At 63.3% G+C, this 20612-nt stretch carries 20 protein-coding genes and 1 pseudogene; 14 read left to right on the top strand and 7 right to left on the bottom strand.

The annotated features are described in order from the left end of the window. Nucleotides 1-426, bottom strand: a 426-nt coding sequence (locus tag KLP40_RS20660; protein WP_215595738.1) for a Fic/DOC family protein, incomplete at its 3' end; no start/stop codon positions are given. Between the two features lie 236 nt (nucleotides 427-662). Here KLP40_RS20660 and KLP40_RS20655 point away from each other — a divergent pair. Next, nucleotides 663-1190 carry a hypothetical protein gene (locus KLP40_RS20655; RefSeq protein ID WP_215595737.1) on the top strand — a complete coding sequence of 176 codons (528 nt, stop codon included), beginning with the start codon at nucleotides 663-665 and terminating at the stop codon, nucleotides 1188-1190. Between the two features lie 44 nt (nucleotides 1191-1234). Here the strand turns inward: KLP40_RS20655 and KLP40_RS20650 are convergent, their stop codons facing one another. Together KLP40_RS20650 and KLP40_RS20645 are read right to left on the bottom strand one after the other, a co-directional pair. Then, a complete protein-coding gene (locus tag KLP40_RS20650) occupies nucleotides 1235-1570 on the bottom strand; it encodes a type II toxin-antitoxin system PemK/MazF family toxin (RefSeq protein ID WP_215595736.1) in 336 nt (111 codons plus the stop codon). Continuing rightward, nucleotides 1558-1815 (bottom strand): AbrB/MazE/SpoVT family DNA-binding domain-containing protein, encoded by a 258-nt coding sequence (locus KLP40_RS20645; RefSeq protein WP_019949559.1) that lies wholly within the window; start codon nucleotides 1813-1815, stop codon nucleotides 1558-1560. Before KLP40_RS20645 ends, KLP40_RS20650 begins: the two co-directional genes overlap by 13 nt. 673 nt (nucleotides 1816-2488) lie before the next feature. Between KLP40_RS20645 and KLP40_RS20640 the strand changes: the two genes are divergently transcribed. The 8 genes from KLP40_RS20640 to KLP40_RS20605 all read left to right on the top strand — a co-directional run bounded on the left by KLP40_RS20640 (nucleotide 2489) and on the right by KLP40_RS20605 (nucleotide 16301). Beyond that, complete coding sequence (locus tag KLP40_RS20640) at nucleotides 2489-3310, top strand: PfkB family carbohydrate kinase (protein WP_215595735.1); 822 nt, start codon at nucleotides 2489-2491, stop codon at nucleotides 3308-3310. 58 nt (nucleotides 3311-3368) lie between these two features. Then, nucleotides 3369-6551 carry a SusC/RagA family TonB-linked outer membrane protein gene (locus KLP40_RS20635; protein ID WP_215595734.1) on the top strand — a complete coding sequence of 1061 codons (3183 nt, stop codon included), beginning with the start codon at nucleotides 3369-3371 and terminating at the stop codon, nucleotides 6549-6551. A 119-nt stretch (nucleotides 6552-6670) separates the two neighbouring features. Next, complete coding sequence (locus tag KLP40_RS20630) at nucleotides 6671-8125, top strand: RagB/SusD family nutrient uptake outer membrane protein (protein ID WP_215595733.1); 1455 nt, start codon at nucleotides 6671-6673, stop codon at nucleotides 8123-8125. Between the two features lie 102 nt (nucleotides 8126-8227). Next, nucleotides 8228-9643: a glycoside hydrolase family 30 protein gene (locus KLP40_RS20625; protein WP_215595732.1), complete on the top strand. Its 1416-nt coding sequence runs from the start codon at nucleotides 8228-8230 to the stop codon at nucleotides 9641-9643. 88 nt (nucleotides 9644-9731) lie between these two features. Continuing rightward, a complete protein-coding gene (locus KLP40_RS20620; RefSeq protein ID WP_215595731.1) occupies nucleotides 9732-11909 on the top strand; it encodes an RICIN domain-containing protein in 2178 nt (725 codons plus the stop codon). A 163-nt stretch (nucleotides 11910-12072) separates the two neighbouring features. Further along, the gene (locus KLP40_RS20615; protein ID WP_215595730.1) at nucleotides 12073-13179 is read left to right on the top strand and encodes a T9SS type A sorting domain-containing protein; all 1107 of its coding nucleotides are present in this window, start codon (nucleotides 12073-12075) and stop codon (nucleotides 13177-13179) included. A gap of 106 nt (nucleotides 13180-13285) precedes the next feature. After that, nucleotides 13286-14749 (top strand): glycoside hydrolase family 30 protein, encoded by a 1464-nt coding sequence (locus KLP40_RS20610; RefSeq protein WP_394370054.1) that lies wholly within the window; start codon nucleotides 13286-13288, stop codon nucleotides 14747-14749. 1 nt (nucleotide 14750) lies between these two features. Further along, nucleotides 14751-16301: a carboxylesterase/lipase family protein gene (locus KLP40_RS20605; protein WP_215595729.1), complete on the top strand. Its 1551-nt coding sequence runs from the start codon at nucleotides 14751-14753 to the stop codon at nucleotides 16299-16301. Between the two features lie 435 nt (nucleotides 16302-16736). Here KLP40_RS20605 and KLP40_RS20600 read toward each other — a convergent pair whose 3' ends face one another. Together KLP40_RS20600 and KLP40_RS20595 are read right to left on the bottom strand one after the other, a co-directional pair. Further along, nucleotides 16737-17054: a hypothetical protein gene (locus KLP40_RS20600; RefSeq protein WP_215595728.1), complete on the bottom strand. Its 318-nt coding sequence runs from the start codon at nucleotides 17052-17054 to the stop codon at nucleotides 16737-16739. Continuing rightward, a complete protein-coding gene (locus KLP40_RS20595; RefSeq protein WP_215595727.1) occupies nucleotides 17051-17812 on the bottom strand; it encodes a ParA family protein in 762 nt (253 codons plus the stop codon). Before KLP40_RS20595 ends, KLP40_RS20600 begins: the two co-directional genes overlap by 4 nt. A gap of 911 nt (nucleotides 17813-18723) precedes the next feature. Here KLP40_RS20595 and KLP40_RS20590 point away from each other — a divergent pair. Then, the gene (locus tag KLP40_RS20590) at nucleotides 18724-18996 is read left to right on the top strand and encodes a hypothetical protein (RefSeq protein WP_215595726.1); all 273 of its coding nucleotides are present in this window, start codon (nucleotides 18724-18726) and stop codon (nucleotides 18994-18996) included. A gap of 69 nt (nucleotides 18997-19065) precedes the next feature. Here KLP40_RS20590 and KLP40_RS20585 read toward each other — a convergent pair whose 3' ends face one another. Next, nucleotides 19066-19437, bottom strand: coding sequence for a hypothetical protein (locus KLP40_RS20585; protein WP_215595725.1), 372 nt, complete (start codon nucleotides 19435-19437; stop codon nucleotides 19066-19068). A 170-nt stretch (nucleotides 19438-19607) separates the two neighbouring features. On the opposite strand from KLP40_RS20585, the gene KLP40_RS21360 reads away from it, so the two are divergent. The 4 genes from KLP40_RS21360 to KLP40_RS20570 are packed head-to-tail and all read left to right on the top strand — an operon-like array spanning nucleotide 19608 to nucleotide 20408. After that, complete coding sequence (locus KLP40_RS21360; RefSeq protein ID WP_246559065.1) at nucleotides 19608-19826, top strand: hypothetical protein; 219 nt, start codon at nucleotides 19608-19610, stop codon at nucleotides 19824-19826. Continuing rightward, nucleotides 19729-19959 (top strand): transposase, encoded by a 231-nt coding sequence (locus KLP40_RS21700; RefSeq protein WP_394370055.1) that lies wholly within the window; start codon nucleotides 19729-19731, stop codon nucleotides 19957-19959. Before KLP40_RS21360 ends, KLP40_RS21700 begins: the two co-directional genes overlap by 98 nt. After that, nucleotides 19866-20177, top strand: coding sequence for a transposase (locus KLP40_RS20575; protein ID WP_215595740.1), 312 nt, complete (start codon nucleotides 19866-19868; stop codon nucleotides 20175-20177). The genes KLP40_RS21700 and KLP40_RS20575 overlap by 94 nt, the downstream gene beginning before the upstream one ends. Then, nucleotides 20178-20408: a transposase gene (locus tag KLP40_RS20570; RefSeq protein WP_215595723.1), complete on the top strand. Its 231-nt coding sequence runs from the start codon at nucleotides 20178-20180 to the stop codon at nucleotides 20406-20408. It abuts the gene before it with no gap. Here KLP40_RS20570 and KLP40_RS20565 read toward each other — a convergent pair. After that, nucleotides 20405-20612 (bottom strand): annotated as a pseudogene (locus KLP40_RS20565) (IS5/IS1182 family transposase); the annotation flags it as partial. The gene KLP40_RS20570 and the pseudogene KLP40_RS20565 sit on opposite strands and share 4 nt — an antisense overlap.

Here is a 20612-nt window from a genome sequence, read left to right as displayed (position 1 = left end):
GCGCGCGGTGCGGCCGTTGCCTTCCCGAAACGGGTGAAGGAACAACAACTCGGCGTGGACGCGGGCCACGTCGCGCACCAGGGACGTGGCATCGGGCCAACTGTGGGGCAAGGGCCGCAGCATTTCCTGTTCGAAATCCGCCATGTTTTTAGGCAGGTGCCGCGCCGCCGGAAAAGCGAAGCCGCCCTTGGAGAGGTTGACGGTGCGGTAACGCCCCGCGAAGCCGTAGACCCGGCCGAGAGCGCGTCGGTGGATTTCCTGAATGTAGGCCTCGTCAAAGACCTCGTCCTCGCGCAGCTCGTTCAACAAGCTCTGCTCGGCCAAGAGGAAGCCTTCGGTTTCCACCTGCTGCACTTCCGCCAACGAGGAGAGCCCCAATAGATTGGGTAGCGCTTCATCTTCGTCACCAGAGGAGGCATATTTCATTGTTCCAAGGGCATGAGTTCTTCGACTTGGCCGCAAACCAGTACAGGTAGGCAACGCGAGCGAAGAAAGGCAAGCACAAGAAAGCAAGTTCTTCTCCAGCCCCAAAGTAGCCGGCAAAGAAATAGCACTCCTTTTGCGATTGAGACCGTTTCGCTAAACATATTTCAGTTACCCTTTTCCCTACATTACATTCCGTTGGCCCTCTTTGCCCGGGTGCTTTTCCCTGCTGTGACGCTATGCTAAGAATCAAAGAGTTTTTTGAGCTCGACGACCTAATAACCGCTCGTTGGGGGCACCAGGCGTTCCGCCACGTGGACTATTGCGGTCTGCTGCCCGTTCGACCCTTGGAAAACGGGGACTATCCGTGTACGCCGACCAATACGATCAGCTTTGCGCGCACGGGCGGCGACGGCGTCCACTTCAGCCTGCTGAACGCCCGCGACGAGACGGCCGACGGCCCCATAGTCATGACCGTCCCCATGATGGACGCGAACCTGGTTGTGGCCGAAACGGTGGCCGAGTTCTTCGGCATCGGGTGCCAGACGGGCTGGTTTGAACTCGAACAATTGGCTTACGATGCCCCCGCCGCCCTGGCGTATTACGCCGTAGCGCCCGCGCCGGCATCGGCCCAGGAGCAGGCCTTTCTCGACCTGGTCCGCACCGAACTGCGCGTGGTCCCCGTTACCCTGACGGCAGAACGCTTGGCTGACTTGGAACAACGCTTCGGGCCGCAGTTGCAGGTCCCGCCTTTTGAGGGTGCTTAAGGCATTTGATAACGCTCCTTTCAGTAAACGGCAGGCATTTTCCCTCAGTACTGGAACATTTCCAGCAGCCGGTCACAGACGGCCTGTGCCGTGACCTTGGGCAGCACGTCCAAGCGGCGCACCAGACGCGTTTTGTCGACCGAGCGAACGTGGTCGAGTGCCACTTGGCCCTCTTTGCCCTGAAAGGTGCAGTCCACCCGCGAGGGATAGTCGCGCCGCGTGCTGGTGAGCGCGGCGACGGTGACCGTGCGCAGGTAGCGGTTCATCTCGTCGGGGGAGACCACCACGCAGGGGCGGGGCTTGTTGATTTCGCTGCCCTGGGTCGGGTCGAGGTTGACGAGCCACACCTCAAAGCGCAGCACGCCGCTTACCACTGCCATTCCGTGTCTTCAAACGCATCCGAAAACCCCTCCAGCAGCTCGCCTTCCGGGGCGGGGCCCTGGGCCAGGGCGTGCTGAAAGCGGGCGTCCCAGTCCTGGCGGCGCGGCGCGGCCACAGGGGTGATGAGCAAGCCTTCCGGCGTGGGCCGCAGGTCGACCTCGCCGGCCAGATGGTATTGCTGCAGTAACTTCTTGGGCAGCACAATCCCCTGGGAATTGCCCACCCGAATCAGGCGCGTGTTCATCAAGCAAATGTATGTACAATGTAAGTACAGTTACTTGGTGTTTCTGGTTTCATTCCTCGAATACCGTTCCGACCGGTTTCCTGAACGGCAGTAGCTTCACGACCACCTTTCCCTTTTAGGACAATGCCTTGTTCCTTCTTCGGCATTTACTCTATCCTACTATCTTCCTGGTGATGCCAAAATAGTATCTGAGGCCCCTTCTGATGCCGCAGTCATTCCGCCTCAGCCAAGTTAAAAAGTGCGTTTTGGCACTGAAAATTTACCGCAACGGCCAGGCAATAGTGAGGCCTGAAAAAACGGCAGGGTAGAGTAGCTTACGATGCAGCTCTTATAACTAACGCTTTCTAAATGGCGCATCAAAGAGTGTGGGACAGTCGCGGTTACTGAACCCACGGCCGCTACCAGGGCAAGCCATGTCGGCGTCAGCTAAACCCGCTCAGCCGGCCTTCCCTGTTGGTGTAAGTTGCTCCCGCCACCGTGCGGTCCCCTGATACAATACCAAAGATGGTGTTACAAAAGTGAGAGTAGCTTTTCCGAATGGGAAGCTACTCTCGCTTTTTAGTTGCTGATAAATAGCGATTTATGGTTTTTTAGGAGTGTGAACGGCGATTGAAAGATTCCTTAAACTGATTGGCAGGCCCCCGGCGGAACTTTGACGCAAAGCTTCTGCTCCATGACACCGGCCACTATCGTTTGCATCGGGGAAATGTTCTGGGACCTGCTGCCGGAAGGGCGGCGGGCGGGCGGCGCGCCCCTGCTCGCGGCCCTGCAACTGCAGCGGCTGGGGCAGCCCGTGCAGCTCATCAGCCGGGTAGGCGACGACGAGCTGGGCCGGGAGCTAGTCGCCTTCAGTGCCCGCGCCGGGCTGGGCACCCAGCTCATCCAGCGCAGCGGCTCCCACCTCACGGGCCTGGGCAAAACCTCGGTGCGCGGGCACCAGCCCATTTACCGGCTGGTAGAGCCCGTGGCCTGGGACTATCTGCAGTACACGCCCGAGGTGCAGGCCGCCGTGGCCCAGGCCCGGGCCGTGGTATACAGCTCCCTGACCGCCCGCAGCGCGGCTTCCCGCGAGACGCTCTACCGCCTGCTGCCCCAGGCCCGCTACAAGGTATTCGATGTGCACCTGCGCGCCCCGCATTACCGCCGCGAGGTTGTCAAGCACCTGTTGCGCCAGGCCGATCTGGTGCGGCTCACGCGTCCCGAGCTCACCGAAATCATGAACTGGTTCGACCAGCCGGCCACGCCGGCTACGGCGCTGCCCTGGCTGGCCCGGCATTTCGGCTGTCAGGTGATGTGCCTCACGGACGAAGCCGGAGGCGCTACGCTGTGGGCCGACGACGAATTATGGCCGGCCCCGAGTGAGCCGGTCCTGCCCGCCGATGCCCTGCTGGCTACCCTGCTCACCGGCCTGCTTCAGCAGCGCCCCCCGGCCGACTGCCTGCGGCACGCTTGCGCGGCGGCCCCACCGCCCGCCCCAGGCAGCCCTCCGTCCTGACCCGGCGCGCCAGTTGCGCCGCTTTCCCCTTGCAATTCTTCACCCAACATACATTTCCATGCAATTTCCTCTACCATTCTCCCGCGGTCCCCAACCGCTCCAGAGGGTACTTTTCTCCTCGGCCCTGGGCGGCGTTCTGCTGGCCGGCCTCGCCCTGCCGGCCGGTGCCACCACGGCTGCCGCTCCCAGCCGGCCGGCCGGCCCGGCGGCCCGAGTGCTGGCCGATGTGCCGGTGTCGGGGCGGGTAACCAACAGCCAGGGAGAAGGCATCCCGGGCGTGACGGTGCTCGTGCGCGGCACCACCATTGGCACGGCTACCGCCGCCGACGGCTCGTTCTTTCTGAACGTGCCGGAGAACAGTACCCTCACGTTTAGCGCCATCGGCTTCGTTACCCGGGAGTTTGCCATTACCGGCGCCCAAACCAATATCGGCATCACGCTGGACGACGACCTGAAGGCCCTGCAGGAGGTGGTAGTAGTGGGCTACGGTACGCAGAGCCGCCAGAACCTGGCTACCTCGGTAGCCTCGGTGAATGCGGCGGCCATTGAGCGCCAGCCGGTGGCCGGCTTCGACCAGGCCCTGCAGGGACAGGCAGCCGGCGTGCAGGTTACGGCGCCCTCGGGAGCCCCCGGCGCGGGCATCAACGTGCGCGTGCGCGGCGCGGCCACCATCACCAACAACGCCTCCCCGCTCTACGTGATTGACGGCGTGCCCGTGCTGCCCGGCTACGATCAGGAGCTGAGTGTGGGCGGCCAGCGGCCCAACCCGCTCAATGCCCTTAACCCCAACGATATTGAGAGCATTGACGTGCTCAAGGACGGGGCGGCGGCGGCCATTTACGGTCTGCGGGCCTCCAACGGCGTGGTGGTGATTACCACCAAGCGCGGCAAGGCCGGCAAGGCCCAGGTGGGCCTGAACGTGTACTACGGCCGCCAGTACCTGCGCAAAAAGCTCGACGTGCTCAACGGCCAGCAGTTTGCCGCCCTCTACAACGACATCCAGGCCAGCCGGGGCCTGCCGCCGGCTTTCAGCCCCGATACCGTGCGCACCAGCACCGACTGGCAGGACGAGGTCTACAGCCCGGCCTCCATCCAGAGCTACCAGGTGAATATTGGCGGCGGCACCGATAAAACCCGTTACTACCTCTCGGGCGGCTACTTCAAGCAGGACGGCATCAGCCTCAATTCGGGCTTCGACCGCTACACGTTCAAGGTGAATCTGGAGCAGCAGCTCAGCCGCCGCCTGCGGGCGGGCACCAACATTAACCTGAGCCGTACCACCAACAACAACAGCAGCCGCAGCGAGAGCGGGGCCGGCAACTCGGGCACGGTACTGGCCGCCCTGGCCCAGATTCCGACCATTCCGGTGCGCAACCCCGATGGCACCTACGCCATCAACAACTTCGACCGCACCTTTAACAACCCGTTGGGCAACCTGCGCGAGAGCAGCAACATCGCCAACATCAACCAGGTCATCGGCAACGCCTTTGCCGAGCTCGACATCCTTCAGAACCTCACCCTGCGCTCCTCGGTGGGCATTGATTACCGCTCGCAGATTGAGAACGAATTCCTGACCCGCGACTACCCCGGCACCCAGTTTTCGCCGGCCGCCCAGCAGGGCCAGGGCCGCACGGGCACCAACGAGCAGACCGTCTGGCTCAACGAGAACACCCTCACCTACCGCCCCGACCTGGGCGCCCGGCACGACCTGACGCTGCTGGCCGGTGAGTCGATGCAGGCTTCGGACCGCTTCACCTCCAGCGCCGGGGGCTCGGGCTACGCCTCCAACGCCGTGCCCTATCTCTCGGGCGTTTCGGTGTTCACCAAGCCCAGCAGCTACCGCGACCAGTGGGGCTTGCTGAGCTTCTTCGGGCGGGCCATCTACAACTACGACCAGCGCTACCTGGCCACCGTCAGCCTGCGGGCCGACGGCTCCAGCCGCTTCGCCGAGGGCAATAAGTTCGGCTACTTCCCGGCCGTGGGCCTGGGCTGGCGCATCTCCAAGGAGAGCTTCTTCCCGAGCAATGCAATGGTATCGGACCTCAAGCTGCGGGCCAGCTTCGGGGCCAACGGCAACCAGGAGTTTTACACCTACGAGCGGTTCCCGCGCTACGGCGTGGGCTTCAGCTACCCCGGCGTGGGCACCACGGTGGCCCCCGGCATCACCCAGACCGACATCGGCAACAACGATGTGAAGTGGGAAACCACGTATCAGTACAACGCCGGCCTCGACGTAGGCCTGGTCAGCGACAAGGTGCAGCTGACCGTGGACGTGTACCGCAAGGACACCCGGGATTTGCTGCTGGGTGTGGCCATTCCGCTCAGCACGGGGGCCGGTAACCTGAGCATCCTGCAGAACGTGGGCAACATCCAGAACCAGGGCGTGGAGCTGGGCCTGAACACGACCAACGTGCGCATGGCCAACGACGGCTTCACCTGGACCACCAACCTGAACGTGAGCCTGAACCGCAGCAAGATTATTGAGCTGGGCGAAGCCGTGAACAGCGAGGGCGTGCTGGCCCCGCGGGTGCTGAGCTACGGCAACGGCTTCCAGCAGGCCGGCCAGCCCCTGGGCGTGTTCTACGGCTACCAGGTGCAGGGCATCTTCCAGAGCCAGGATGAGGTGAGCGGAGCCGCCACCCAGAGCGCCCAGACCCGGCCCGGCGACATCCGGTTCCGGGACCTGAACGGCGACGGCATCATCACGCCCCTCGACCGCGCGGTTATCGGCAACCCCAACCCCAAGGCCATTGCCGGCGTCACCAACAACTTCTCCTACAAAGGACTGGAGTTGAGTGCGTTATTCCAGGGTAGCTTTGGCAACGACATCTACAACCAGAACCGCGAAACGCTGGAGGCCATGGCGGCCCCGCTGAATCAGAGTACCCGGGTGCTGGACCGCTGGACGCCCACCAACCCGGATACCGACGTGCCGCGGGCCGTGTTCGGCGACCCCAACGGCAACGCCCGCTACTCCGACCGCTTCATCGAGGACGGCTCCTACGTGCGCCTCAAGAACCTGACGCTGGGCTACACGCTGCCTTCGGCCATCAGCCAGCGGGCCCTGCTCAGCAACCTGCGCCTCTACGTGACGGCCCAGAACCTGGTCACCTGGACCCGCTACTCCGGCTACGACCCGGAGGTCAGCTCGGCGCCATTCTCCACCACCGGCCTGGGCCGCGACTTCGGCGTGTACCCCCAGTCGCGCACCTACACCGTGGGCCTGAACGCCACTTTTTAATCAGCTGCCAGTCGTCAGTCGTCAGTTGTCAGTTGTCAGATGAAACCAGCACTAGCTGCCAACCGACAACGAGCGACTGCCAACCAAACCCTGGCCCCTCACTCCCTTCCGTCATTCCCATGAAAAAGTTTTTTATACCGATTTCCGCCCTGTTGCTGCTGGGCAGCTGCAACGTGCTCGAGAAAGAGCCGCTGACTTCCATTGCCCCGTCCAACTTCTTCGTGTCGGGCGTAGATGCCGAGGCCGCGCTGGCCGCCACCTACGACGGGTTGCAGCAGAAAGGCGCCTACGCCGAGGTGCTGCCCCTGCTGGCCAACATGCCCACCGACGACTGCACCAGCCTCAACAACGACGTGCGCAACCTGGACGTCATCAACTGGAACTCCGGCACGGGCCAGATTTACGACGCTTACCGGGATGCCTACGTGGCCATTAACCGGGCCAATGCCGTGATTAAGTACGTGCCCGGCATCGACATGCCCGCGGCCCGGCGCGAGCAGATTGTGGGCGAGGCCCGGTTCGTGCGGGCCCTCTCGTACTTTAACCTGGTGCGCCTTTACGGCGGAGTCCCGCTGCGCCTGGACCCGAGCGAAAGCGGGGCCCCGGCCGTCATCAACCTGCCCCGGTCCACTACCGATCAGGTGTACGCCCAGATAATCGACGACCTGACCCAGGCCGAAACCCAGATGGCCGCCGTGAACCCGACCCGGGCCACCAAGGGTGCGGCCGCGGCCCTGCTGGCCCGCGTGTACCTGACCCAGCGCCAGTGGGACGCAGCCCGTGCCGCCGCTGGCCGGGTCCTGACCAGCGGCGGCACGTTTGCGTTGGCGGCTAATTATAACAGCCTTTTTCCGGCCGATAACAAGTCGGAGTCGATTTTTGAGGTGCAGTTCTCGGGCAGCACCGACGGGGGCACCTTCCACACCCTGCCCGATTTGCTGCTGCCCCAGCCCCCGGCTACCTACTCGTTCCAGAAATTCAACATCCCGACGCCCGACCTGCTCCAGGCGGCTGATACGGTGAACGACCAGCGCTGGAGCTTCCAGGGCCGGGTAAATGCCGGCCGCAACCACGCCAGCTACGTGCAGGGCCAGTCGCGCAATGCCAACGACAACGGCCCCTTCGTCTACAAGTGGCGCAGCGACCCCAACGGCTTCAACTCGCCCGACAACTCCTACATCCTGCGCGTGGCCGACGTGCTGCTCATGCAGGCCGAGGCCAGCAACGAGCTCAGCGGCCCCGGCTCCGACGCCCTGGCGCCCCTCAACCAGGTACGGCAACGCGCCGGTTTGCCGGCCCTGACGACCAGCAGCCCGGAGGCGGCCAGCAAGCAGGCGTTACGCATCGAAATTGACCTGCAGCGCCGCCTGGAACTGGCTTTCGAAGGGGAGCGGTGGTTTGATCTGGTGCGCTACGCCCGCCACAACCAGGCCGAAGCCGGAGCCCACCAGGTCACGGCCCTGACCCTGATTCAAGAGTTCCGCGGCACGCCCGACCCCAATTTCCTGCTGCTGCCCTTGCCCCTGGCCGAGCTGAACACGAACACCCAGCTCCAACAGAACCCCGGCTACTAAGGCCGGCGGCCCGGCCCCCGTTACCCGGTCCCGGCCCGCGCTCTGCCACGCGCCGGGACCGGTGGCGGCCGCTTCCTTTTATCACCTTATCACCCCGCAAGCATGAAGTTTTCAATGGTCTGGTTGAGTACGCTGGTAGCGGGTGCGGTAGCGCTGGGCGCCTGCGCCCGGCCCGCTGCGCTTACCAGCGGCGGCCTGAGCTACTGGCTCACCACGCCCGACCGCGCCCACCTGCTCGAGCGCCAGCCCCTGGCTTTCGGCACCGCCGCCCCCACCACTGCCGGCCCGGTTATCGATATTGACGACCAGCGGCAGTTTCAGACGATGGACGGCTTTGGCTATTGCCTCACCGGGGGCAGCGCCGAGCTGCTGCACGCCATGAGCGCCCCGGCCCGGGCCAGGCTGCTCCGGGAGCTGTTCGGGCGTGGCCCCGAAGATATTGGGGTGAACTACCTGCGCCTGAGCATCGGGGCCTCCGACCTGGATGCCACCGTGTTCAGCTACGACGACCGGCCCGCGGGCCAGACCGACCCGGAGCTGACCCATTTCAGCCTGGCGCCCGATAAGCAGCACCTGATTCCGGTGCTCAAGGAAATTCTGGCCATCAACCCCCGGCTGGGCCTGATGGCCTCGCCCTGGAGCCCGCCGACCTGGATGAAGACCAACGGCGAAAGCAAGGGCGGCTCGCTCAAACCCGAATTCTACCCCGCTTACGCCCGGTACTTCGTGAAGTATCTGCAGGCCATGCAGGCCCACGGCATTACGGTGGGCACCGTGACGGTGCAGAACGAGCCCCTGCACCCGGGCAACAACCCCAGTTTGCTCATGCTGGCGCAGGACCAGGCCGAGTTTATCGGCCGGCACCTGGGGCCGGCGCTCAGGGCGGCGGGGCTGCCAACCCGTATCGTGTGCTACGACCACAACGCCGACAAGCCCGAGTACCCGCTCACGGTGCTGGGCAATGCCACGGCCAACCCCTACGTCAACGGCTCGGCTTTCCACCTCTACGGGGGCACGATTGACGCGCTGAGCCAGGTGCACGACGCCTACCCGACCAAGGAGGTGTACTTCACCGAGCAGTGGACGGGCTCGAAAACCACTTTCGCCGACAATCTGGGCTGGCACGTGAAAAATCTCGAAATCGGGGCGCCCCGCAACTGGGCCCGCACCGTGCTGGAGTGGAATCTGGCCGCCGACCCCGGGCAGAACCCCCACACGCCCGGGGGCTGCACCGAGTGCCTGGGCGCCCTCACGCTGGCCCCCCACGACGCCGTAACCCGCAACGTGGCCTACTACACGGTGGCCCACGCCAGCAAGTTTGTGCCGGCCGGCTCGGTGCGGATAGCTTCCTCGCTCGCGCCCAACCTGCCCAACGTGGCCTTCCGCACGCCCGGGGGCGGCCACGTGCTGCTGGTGCAGAACGACCAGGCGGCGGCCCAAACCTTTACCATCCGCCAGGGCGGGCGCACCGCCGAAAGCACCCTGCCCCCCGGGGCCGTGGCCACTTACGCGTGGTAGCCTCCCACCAATAACCCCTCCGGCGCCGGCCGCCCTGGGCCGCGCTGCTTCCGTGCCATTTTCTACCCTCAACCAAATTCCTACACGTATGAAAACACTTGCTCTACCCCCTACCCGCCCCCTGTGGGCCGGCCTGGCCCTGCTGGCGGGGCTGACCCTGCCAGCAGCCCCGCTGCGGGCCCAGACGGTGAGCTCCTGGATGACGACCGGCGACCAGAGCAAGCTGCTCCAGGCCCAGCCCGCCGTCAGCTTCGGGGCCAATTCCGGTGCCGGAACCACCATTAACGTCAGCGAAGGCACCACCTACCAGACCATCGACGGATTCGGGGCTTCGCTCACGGGCTCCTCGGCCTACCTGCTCAACCAGAAGCTGTCGGCCGCGCAGCGCGACGCGCTGCTCAACGACCTGTTCACGGGCAGCGGCATCCGGCTCAGCTTCCTGCGCCACAGCATGGGCGCCTCCGACTTTTCGGCCTACGGCAACTACACCTACAATGACAAGCCCAGCGGCCAGACTGACCCTAACCTGACCTCGTTCGGGCTGGGCAGGGACCTGACCGACGTGGTTCCCATGCTCAAGGCCATCCGGGGCAAGAACGGGAGCCTCAAAATCATGGGCACGCCCTGGACGGCTCCCACCTGGATGAAGGAAGTGCCGACCCAGTGGAATGGCGGCTGGCTGAGTACGGCCTGGTACCAGGCCTACGCCAACTACTTCGTGAAATACGTGCAGGCCATGCAGGCTCAGGGCCTGCCGGTGTACGCCGTGACCCTGCAAAACGAGCCCCTGTACGCCGCGCCCTACGTGTCGATGCGCATGGATGCCGGCAACCAGGCCGCCTTCCTGAAAAACAATATCGGGCCGGCTTTCCGCAGCGCGGGCCTGAGCACCAAGCTCATTGCCTACGACCACAACTGGGACCGACCCGATTACCCCAACGCCATATTTGCCGATGCCGCCGCAGCCCAGTACGCGGCCGGCTCGGCCTTCCACGGCTACGGCGGCACCGTGAGCCAGCAGACCGCCACCCACAACGCCTACCCCAATAAGGACATCTGGTTCACCGAAATCAGCGGCACGGTGGGCTCGAGCTTCGCCGGGGACTTGCGCTGGCACCTGTCCAACATCATCATCGGCACCACCCGCAACTGGGCCAAGAGCGCCCTGGAGTGGAACCTGGCCCTCGACCAGAACAACGGCCCCACCAACGGGGGCTGCACCGACTGCCGGGGCGTGGTGACTATCCACAACGGGACCGGCAGCGTGACGCGCAACGTGGAGTACTACGCCCTGGGCCACGCCAGCAAGTTCGTGGACCCCGGCGCGGTGCGCGTGGCCTCCGACTCACAGAGCGGCGGCCTCGAAACGGTGGCCTTCCGCAACCCCGACGGCTCGAAAGTGCTCATTGTCCTGAATAACGGCGGTGGGGCTTCTACCTTTAAAGTGGTCTGGAACGGACAGGCCTTCACGGCCAGTCTGCCGGCCGGGGCCGTGGCCACCTACAAATGGGCCAACGCAACTACCGCCGGCCCGGCCGTGGGCCGGCTCTACCGCATCACGTCAGTCAACAGCGGCAAAGTCCTGGATATGGCCGGCCTGTCGACCAGCAACGGGGGGCAGGCCCAGCAGTGGACCTACGGGGGCACCAGCAACCAGCAGTGGAAGCTCGTGGACTCGGGCAGCGGCTACGTGCGCCTGGTGAACCTGCACAGCAACAAAAGCCTCGACCTGGCCCAGGGCGCCAGTCCCGCCGCCAACGGCACCCTGGTGCAGCAGTTCGACTGGAACAGCAACGACAGCCAGCGCTGGCTGATTACGGCCGAAAACGGCGGCGCCTACCGCCTCACCAACAAGGCCAGCGGCAAGGTGCTGGACGTGGATGGGGTATCGACCCTGGACGGGGCCCGGGTGCACCAGTGGGACTGGGCCGGCGGCAACAACCAGAAATGGACCTTCACCGACCTGGGCGCGGCCCGCACGGCCCTGGCCACGGCCGGCTCGGTGGCCGACTCCCGCCTGCTGGTGTACCCCACCGTGGCCGATGCCGACCTGCACCTGACCTATAACGCCACCTCCGCTCAGACGCTGGGCCTGAGCCTGATTGACCTCACGGGCCGCCTCGTTCTCAGGGAGACCGTGCGCCCGGCGGTGCCCGGGGCCAATAATCTGACGCTGCCGGTGGCCGGTCTGCGCAACGGGGTGTACCTGCTGCGCGTGGCCACGGCCGAGGGCCAGCTCACGCGCCGCGTGGTGGTGGCACATTAGCTAGTGGGAACCAGTGGATAGCCGGCGGAAACCCATTGGGGAGTACGCCAGCTGTCCGCTTGGTTACCCAGCGGGTAGTTGCGCCGCCCGCCGCCTGCCTTCCGCCGGAGCGGCGTTTTTTACCTCGATTTCTTTCCTTTTTTCTCACCCGTTACCTCTTTTTATGAAAGCTCTTTCTACTCTTTCGCTTGCCGCGGCCCTGGCGGCAACTACCCTGGGAGCCCAGGCCCAGATTACGGTGGATGGGACCCTCGCGCCGGCCGAAGTGGGCGTGGGCACCGGCCACTACCAGCTCGTGGGCACCTACACCGGCGCCCACTCCGTTGCCGACCGTGGCCTGAAAGCGCTCTACCTAGGCACTACGGCCACCACCCTGCACGTAATGGTAGTGGGCTCGCCCGAGCAGACGGCCTACAGTGCCCTGGTGCTTTACCTGGATGCGCCCGGCAAAACGGGCATTGCCGCCGGCACCCAGCTGCCGGGCAGCAGCAACACCAGCTCCCAGCTGCGCCACAAGCCCACGCTGGACATGCCCGTGGACTACGGCTTCCGCATCACCGTTTCGCCCCTTAAGGACGGCAACAACGCCATGTACCTGAGCCGGGTCGACTACACCATAACGCCGCCGGCCACGGGCGGCTACCCCGAAATCGGGATGGGCTCGGCGGCCAAGGATGGCTCGGTAGCCGTGGATTCCAACGACCCGGCGGCGGCACAAACGGCGTTTCAGACCTCGGCCACGGGTAGCGTAGCGGCCAATACCAGCACGGGCTGGGAGTTTTCTATTCCTCTTTCCGCCCTGGGCGGGTCCACCAACGGGGGCATCTTCAACGTAATGGCCGGCTACGTGGCCGACAACGGGGATTTCTACTCCGATGTGCTGCCGGCCGTAGCAGGACAGACTGCGGACCTGGGTGTCAATCCCGACTTCACAGCCCTGGCCGGCAAGCAGTTCTACAGCTACCAGGTTGGCAGCGGGGTGCTGGCCGCCCGGTCGGCCGCCGGGGCGCTGGCGCTGCGCACCTTCCCCAACCCTCTGACCGCCGACAGCCGCCTGAGCTACCGCGTGTCCACGGGCCAGGGGCCGGTAAGCGTAACGGCCTACAACAGCCTGGGCCAGGTGGCCTGCACCCTGCTCGATAACGCAACCCGGCCGGCCGGGGAGCACACGCTGGCCCTGACGCCGCTGCAGGCCCTGCCGGCGGGCATCTACCTGTTGCAGGTGCGGGCCGGTGACCAGCTCAGCACCCAGCGCGTAGTGGTGCGCTAACGTCTATTTCCGGGCCCGCCGTTCCGGCGGCGGGCCTGCGGGGCCGGCTGGTGGCGGCCTGGTTTTGCGGGCTTTCCCTGTTGCTTTTTGTTTTTTCTTTCCGCTGATGTATACTTCCTTTCCGATCCGCTGGCGCCGACTGACCCGGCTGCTCCCCCTGCTGCTGCTGCTGACCGGAGCCTGCAGCAAGGGCAGCGACCCGGCCGTAGTGCCCACCCCCCCTTCGCCCCCGCCCGCGCCGGCCGCGCCTTCGCAGATGGCGGTGTGGCTGACGACTTCTGACAAGAGTGCCCTGTTCTTCCGCCAGAAGCTCAACCTGCAGTTTGTTGCCAACAACAACGCCGACCCCACCATTGTGGTGGATACTACCCGGACCTTCCAGACCATGGACGGGTTTGGCTACACGCTCACCGGCGGCAGTGCCCAGCTGATCGGGCGCATGAGCGCCCCGGCCCGGGCCGCCCTGCTCAAGGAGCTCTTCGCCACCGACAGCACCTCAATCGGGATCAGCTACCTGCGCGTGAGCATCGGGGCTTCCGACCTCGATGAGCGGGTGTTCACCTACGACGACTCCCCGACCCCCGATCCGAGCCTGGCCAACTTCAGCCTCGCCCCCGACCAGGTGTACCTGATTCCGGTGCTCAGGCAAATCCTGGCCCTCAACCCCGCCATCAAGATCCTGGGCTCGCCCTGGACGGCCCCGAGCTGGATGAAAACCAACGCCAGTCCGGTGGGCGGCGCGCTACGGCCCGAGTATTACGACGCCTACGCCCGCTACTTCGTCAAATACGTTCAGGGCATGGCCGCCGAGGGCATTCCCATCGACGCCGTGACCCTGCAGAACGAGCCCCTCAATCCCTATAACAACCCCAGCATGGTGATGCAGGCTGTGGAGCAGGCCAGCTTCATCAAGAACAACGTCGGCCCGGCCTTTCAGGCGGCGGGCCTCAAAACCAAAATCATTGCCTACGACCACAATGCCGACCGGCCCGATTATCCGCTGACCATACTCGGCGACCCGGCCGCCAACCCCTACGTCGATGGCTCGGCTTTTCACCTTTACGGCGGCTCGATTGAGGCGCTGAGCCAGGTGCACAACGCGTATCCCGACAAGGCCGTGTATTTCACGGAGCAGTGGACCCAGGCCCCGGGCAACTTCCCCCAGGATCTGCCCTACCACGTCCGCAACCTCGAAATTGGCGCCCCGCGCAACTGGAGCCGTAACGTGCTGGAATGGAATCTGGCCAACGACCCCGGCTACGGCCCGCACACGCCCGGCGGCTGCACTGAGTGCCTGGGCGCGGTCACCATCAACGGGGACCAGGTAAGCCGCAATCCGGCCTATTACGCCATAGCTCATTCCAGCAAATTCGTGCGCCCGGGCTCCGTGCGCGTGGCCACCAACGAGCCGGCCAACCTGCCGAACGTAGCCTACAAAACGCCCGCCGGCCGGCGCGTTCTGGTGGTGCTCAACTCGGGCTCCGCGCCGCAGAGCTTTAATATTGCCTATCGGGGCAAGGTGGTGAACACCATTCTGTACGGCAGTTCGGTAGCTACCTATATTTGGTAGCATGAGAATAGCAACTGTATTTTATCCGGCGGGACGGAGGCGGGTGCCCGTCGGCCCCGGGCTACTTGCCCGGGTGCTTGTGCTGGTACTGGCGGCCGGCTCTCCGGCAATTGCCCAAACGCCGGTGGAGTGCCAGACGGCGGCCGGCCGCCTGCAGGGCCGGCGCGATACTACGGGGCTGCTCTCGTTCAAAGGCGTGGCCTACGCCGCCGCGCCGGTGGGTCCGGGCCGGTTTCTGCCGCCCGGGCCTTTGCCGGCCTGGCCGGGCGTGCGGCCGGCCACGGCTTTTGGGCCGCGGGCCCCGCAGGGCGCGGGCACCGCGGGGCAGGACGTGGAAAACTGCCTCACGCTCAACGTCTGGACACCCTCGCTGCGGGCGGCGGCGGCCAAGCCGGTCGTGGTGTGGGTGCACGGCGGGGGCTTTACGGGCGGTTCGGGCGACGACTTTCCGGGCCCGAATTTCGCGCGCCACGACAGCCTCGTGGCCGTGAGTATCAACTACCGGCTCGGCAGCTTCGGTTTTCTGCAGCTGGGCCGGCGGCTGGGCCCGGCCTACCGGGCGGCCGGCAACGCCGGCGTACTCGATGTAGTGGCCGCCCTGAACTGGGTACAGACCAATATTGCTGCCTTCGGGGGCGACCCGGCCCGCGTAACGCTCATGGGTGAATCGGCCGGGGCCAAACTCATCAGCGCCGTGCTGGCCACGCCCGCCGCCGACGGCCTCTACCAGCAAGTGATACTGGAAAGCGGCGGAGCCCAGGCCGTGCGCGACACCGTTACGGCCGCTGTCGTCACCGACCGGCTCCTTGCCGCCCTGCAGCTGGCCCCCGATCAGGCGGCCGCGCTGCTGACCCTGCCCACGGCTACCATTCTGCGGGCCCAGCAGCAGCTTACGGATGGTCCGCGGGGCCTGCAGCTATTCGGGCCCGTGCTCGATGGAAGCGTCATTCCGGCAGCTCCTCTGACTTATCTGGCCCGCCCCGGCCGGGCGCCGCTGCGGGCTCTGGTGGGCACCAACCGCGACGAAGCCGGCCTGTTCATGGGATTCTGGCCGGCGTTGCGGCAGCCCAATCCGGCCGTGCTCAACGACCTGTTCGGCATTAACGCCCCCCCGGTGTGGCGCGCTTACGAGCGGGCCCGCCGCCGCCAGCCCAGCGACCAGGCCTGGCTGAGCACCACCACCGACTACCTTTACCGCCTGGCATCTTACCGCCTGGCGACTACCCTGGCCCGCGCGGGGCACGCCATCTGGCTCTACCGCTTCGACTACCAGACGCCCGGGGGCGCTGGTCCGCTGCATGCCCAGGAGCTGCGCTACGTCTGGAACACACTTGATTTGCAGGCCCGGCAATCGGCCGCCAGCCAGGCCCTGGCCGCGCAGATGCACCAACGGTGGGTGCACTTCATCCGGACCGGCACGCCGGGCCCGGAATGGCCCGTCTACCAGCCCAAACAACCCCAGATTATGGTATTTGACTCGGTGAGCCACGCCCGGCCGCTGGGCCCGGTCTACCGGGACAGGGCTTTTACCGACCAAGCCTTCCGGCTGTAGCCAGCCTTGCCGGCCACATCGGGGCGGTGACATCCCTGTCGAGCAATAAGCCGGGGATGTTACGCGGTGAGGGTAGCCAGATGGCAATGCATGGCCTGGAGCCCGGCCAGACCCAGTTGCTCTTTGAGCCGGAAGCGGCCGATGCCTCGCTTGGTTTTAGCGCTTCTACCTTAGTACACAACCCTTCTCAAGTGTGTTGTGGCCGGTTGGAGCACTGCACTGTCCCTGTCGCGGTACCCTCCTACTGCCGGTCTTCGTTTCTGATAAACCGATGGCGGGCATACGTACTCCCGCTGCCCTGCACTCCCGGGCAACCGCAGATTAGCCGGCCCGGCGTTGCGCACCCGCAGGTTCTTTCCCTTGCTATCCCTTCACTGACGGGTCACGGTTGCTTACTTGACGCATGCATGGCAGAGAGGAACACGCCGGGCGCGCCTACCGTAGCTTTTTACTTGTGCGCAGTAGCTTTTCCAGCACCGGAGCGGGCAGGGGCTTGCTGGCCTCGGGGTAGTTTTCCAGCTCCTTGACCAAAGCCGCCTCCGTGAGTTCCTTCATCAGAAAGCCCGGAATCCAGTGCTCGGCCTGCTTGAGCTTCATGTACGTTTCCTTACTGACTGCCGTAGTGAAGGAAACCCACACCGGCTCCTGCTCTCCGGCCGGGGTGTCTGCCGGCTCGGCTACGGGCTTCGCGGGTTCGATCCGGTCGTTGATAGCGGCCAGCACTTTATTGCCGAAACTAGGTTTGGTACTCATAAGCGGGCAAGAATTTCAGTGGTTAGGTTCTGGTAATCCTGAGCGCCCGCCGATACGGGAGCCCAGGTATGGATGCTGGCCTTTTCAATCTGGGCTTCCACCAGGCTCACATTCGGGCGGATGGTGGTCTGCATTACCAGGGGACCAAACAAAGGGTGAGTCTCCAGCAGATTGACCATGTCTTTCTGCGCCCGGCGCCGGTCGTTGCGGTTGTACTGGGTGAAAAAAAGCCCGCCGATGACCAATTCCCGGTTTAGTCTTTTCTGCACCTGATGACACACGTCGAGCAGGCCCACCAGGCCTTCAATGCCATAGTACTCGGGTTGTGCCGGAATAAACACGGCATTGGCAGCCGTCAGAGCCGCGTACGTGAGTTTGCCCAGGCCACCGGGCGTGTCGATCAGGCAATAATCGATGGCTTCCACATCATCCAGCAGTTCTTTCAGGGCAAACTCGGCCCCGGGCTTCTGGCTGATGCGCTCTTCCGCCTCCGCTATGTCAGGCGAGCTGGGTACCAGGTAGAGCCCCTCCCCCACTTCCAGCACCACATCGGACAGGCTGGCCTGCCCTAGCAGGACGGACCCCAGATGGCCCGTGGATCCGGGGTCAACGGTGAAGCTCTGAGTCAGATTGGTTTGCCGGTCACAGTCCAGCAACAGGACCGAGTGGCCCCGTTCCTGCAACGTGTAGGCAACGTTGAGGCAACTGGTCGTTTTTCCGGTGCCCCCTTTATGGTTGGCGAAGACAATTGTTTGCATAGGCACAATAGTAGTAATATTTGGAATGTGTACAATGTATGAAATTCCAATAATCTTAAAGATTTATAAAATTTATACAGTTTCTATAATTGTGACAATTATAACAATTGTCACAATTATAGAAACTGTATAAATTAAAGCCATTTCCAGTACGGCCTGGGGCAGCGGAGACAAGTCGTTATAATCCTGACGAGGGGCCCTACAGTCAAGCCGCCGCACAATCTCCTCCTCCCGTAGTAGGTTTCATCGATACGCCGGCGCCGCTCCACGCGCCGACAGTCAGGCGGCCGCCTTCCGGCTTTCAACTCGGCCACCGGCACTTCGCCCGCCACCCCATGCATGAGTCGGCGCACGTGCCCACCAGCAGGCTGGCAGCCCCGCCTCTGGTCGGGTACGGCGCCGGTGGGGAAAGCGTCACTTATTTCGTCGCAGAGGGTTCAGCGGTGTACGTTGGTGGGGCAAGGAGTATACCAAAACAAGGAACGATCTTGCAGGAAGCAGAATGGGCTGGTTGGTGGTGCGCCTCTCACCATCCGGGTTATGGTTGGCCCTGCGGATGAGTAGTGTCACAACGTATTTGCTACAATTGGTAGCGGGCTGATGTCAGGCAGCCGGGCACAAACGGTGCCACAGCTCTGGTGGCGGCAACAGCACCATCGTGGGGCGGCACCGCCAGACACGCCATGCAGGGGAGCAGGCATGACTTCTGGCAAACCCGTTCGACGGCCTGTAGCCGGCCTTTGTGGGGGAGAGCAGCAACCCAGGGCCGGCCACAAAGCCGGGGATACTTCATTGGCAGGTGGCAGATTCAGCCAGGTATGGCAGAGGAAATTTTTACCACGCCAGCAATCTATTGAATTTATGCCATAGTAAGAATAGTAACAATTTTAAAAATTCATATAATTTAAACAATGGATGAAATGGATGAAATGGATAAAATGGATGAAATGGATGAAATGGATGGAATGGATGGAATGGATGGAATGGACAGAATGGACAGAATGGACAGAATGGACAGAATGGATGGAATGGATGGAATGGACAGAATGGACAGAATGGACAGAATGGATGGAATGGATGGAATGGATGGAATGGATGGAATGGATGGAATGGAAGTTATTGCTGCATTTCCTGGCATGGCCAGAATTGAAGTCGCTGCGCCTAACCGGGTGCTTTGTATGTAAGGCAGACCAGTTCAATTCTCGCCATACAGGGAAACCCGATAGTTGGAGAGCATCAATAAGGCTAAAGCACTAGGCTGAGCGGATGCCGCCATAGTTTGTCCCACGCTTTTCGATGCTCTCCTCGGCTTGTTCAAGCTGTTCCTGTAACCGCTTGACCTGCCCGGTCAGCACATCGGTATGTTGCACGACCTGCTCGATGGGCGTAGTAGGCGGCTTTTTCAGGTTGTAATCCATCGCCTGAGTAGGGGCCTGCTCTTGCTGGCGGACGCGTTCCAGCCACTTGGTCACGGTCGAGCGGATGAGCACCTGGTACTTGCTCATGGCTGACTCAATCGTATACCCGCCGCAGGTAATTTCCTTGACTATCTGGCGCATTTTCAACTTGTGCGCCTGCTTGCCAAACAGAAATAAGTGTCCCATCTGACTGAGAGCGATGGTCAACCTATCCTATGTTCGCCTGCCCACCGCAAAGAGGCCATGAGAAGGAAGAGGAGGGAGCAAGATCTTTCAACCTATCCTGATTTTAGGACAAAACAGCTCGTTTGAAATGGTCCGCTTAGCGAGGTGGTCTAGCTAAAACGGACAGTGAGAAGTCTTATCTTCCACTGTCCATGACTGAGAAGCTGTTTGAGTTAAATTTGCTCGATGGGGCAAACAAGCGAAAAAGCCGCTCGAAAGCGGTACAGTTCAGATTTATCAGTGCGGGACTGGCAGCGCCTGGAACCGCTTTTAGTGGTGCGACGGCGGGGGAAATGGCCGCTGATAGAGGTGGTCAACACCATTTTTTACGTGCTCAAAAACGGGTGCGGGTGGCGGGATGTGCCGGGTGATTTGCCGCCCTGGGGCACGGTGTACTGGTATTTTAGCAAGTGGGAGACCGACGGGACGTGGGCGCGGGTAAGCACGTGCCTGAACGTGAGCAGCCGGGAAATGGCCCAAAAAAAGCCGAGCCTACGGCCGTAATCCTCGACACGCAAAGCGTCAAGAACGCGGCCACGGCCACTAGCACGACGGTGGGCTTTGACGCGGGCAAGCTCGTCAAGGGCCGCAAGCGGCTGGTGCTGACCGACACGCTGGGCAACGTGCTGGCCAGCCGCGTGGTGCCCGCCAACGCGGCCGACGGCCCGGCCGCCATCGCTTTCTGGGACGAAGTAGCCGCCGGACACGACTTGCTGGGCTAGGTGCAGGTCATTTTCGTCGACAGCTCATTTCACGGCATGTTTCGCACGCATTTGGCGCAACGCTACGGCATCCGAGTAGAAAAACCGGTCCATGTGCTGGTCAAAAAAACAAATTTCTGCATTCATGCCTGGCGTTGGATTGTCGAGCGCACGTTCGCTTGGCTCGGTGCGCATCGCAGGCTGTCCAAGGAATACGACCCAAGTTTGCATCATGCCAACGAAGCTGTTTAGAAAGTCGGTTTCAGGTTGATTTTTCGTAAAAAGATAACGAGGAAGGCCAGATAGTGCCAGGCTAACCAGTTGCCGATGCTGGTGTCGTAGCGCACGCGCAAGGTCTTGAAGCCGTCGAGCCAGGCGTTGGCGTGCTCGCCGACGGCGCGGCGGCGGTAGAGTTCGGGGGCAAAGAAGGGGTCATCGTCCGTCTGCCAGTCGGCC

Origin of the sequence: Hymenobacter piscis, from assembly GCF_018760735.1 — a bacterium.
Taxonomy (GTDB): domain Bacteria; phylum Bacteroidota; class Bacteroidia; order Cytophagales; family Hymenobacteraceae; genus Hymenobacter; species Hymenobacter piscis.
This window is presented reverse-complemented; position numbering and strand designations above follow the sequence as displayed.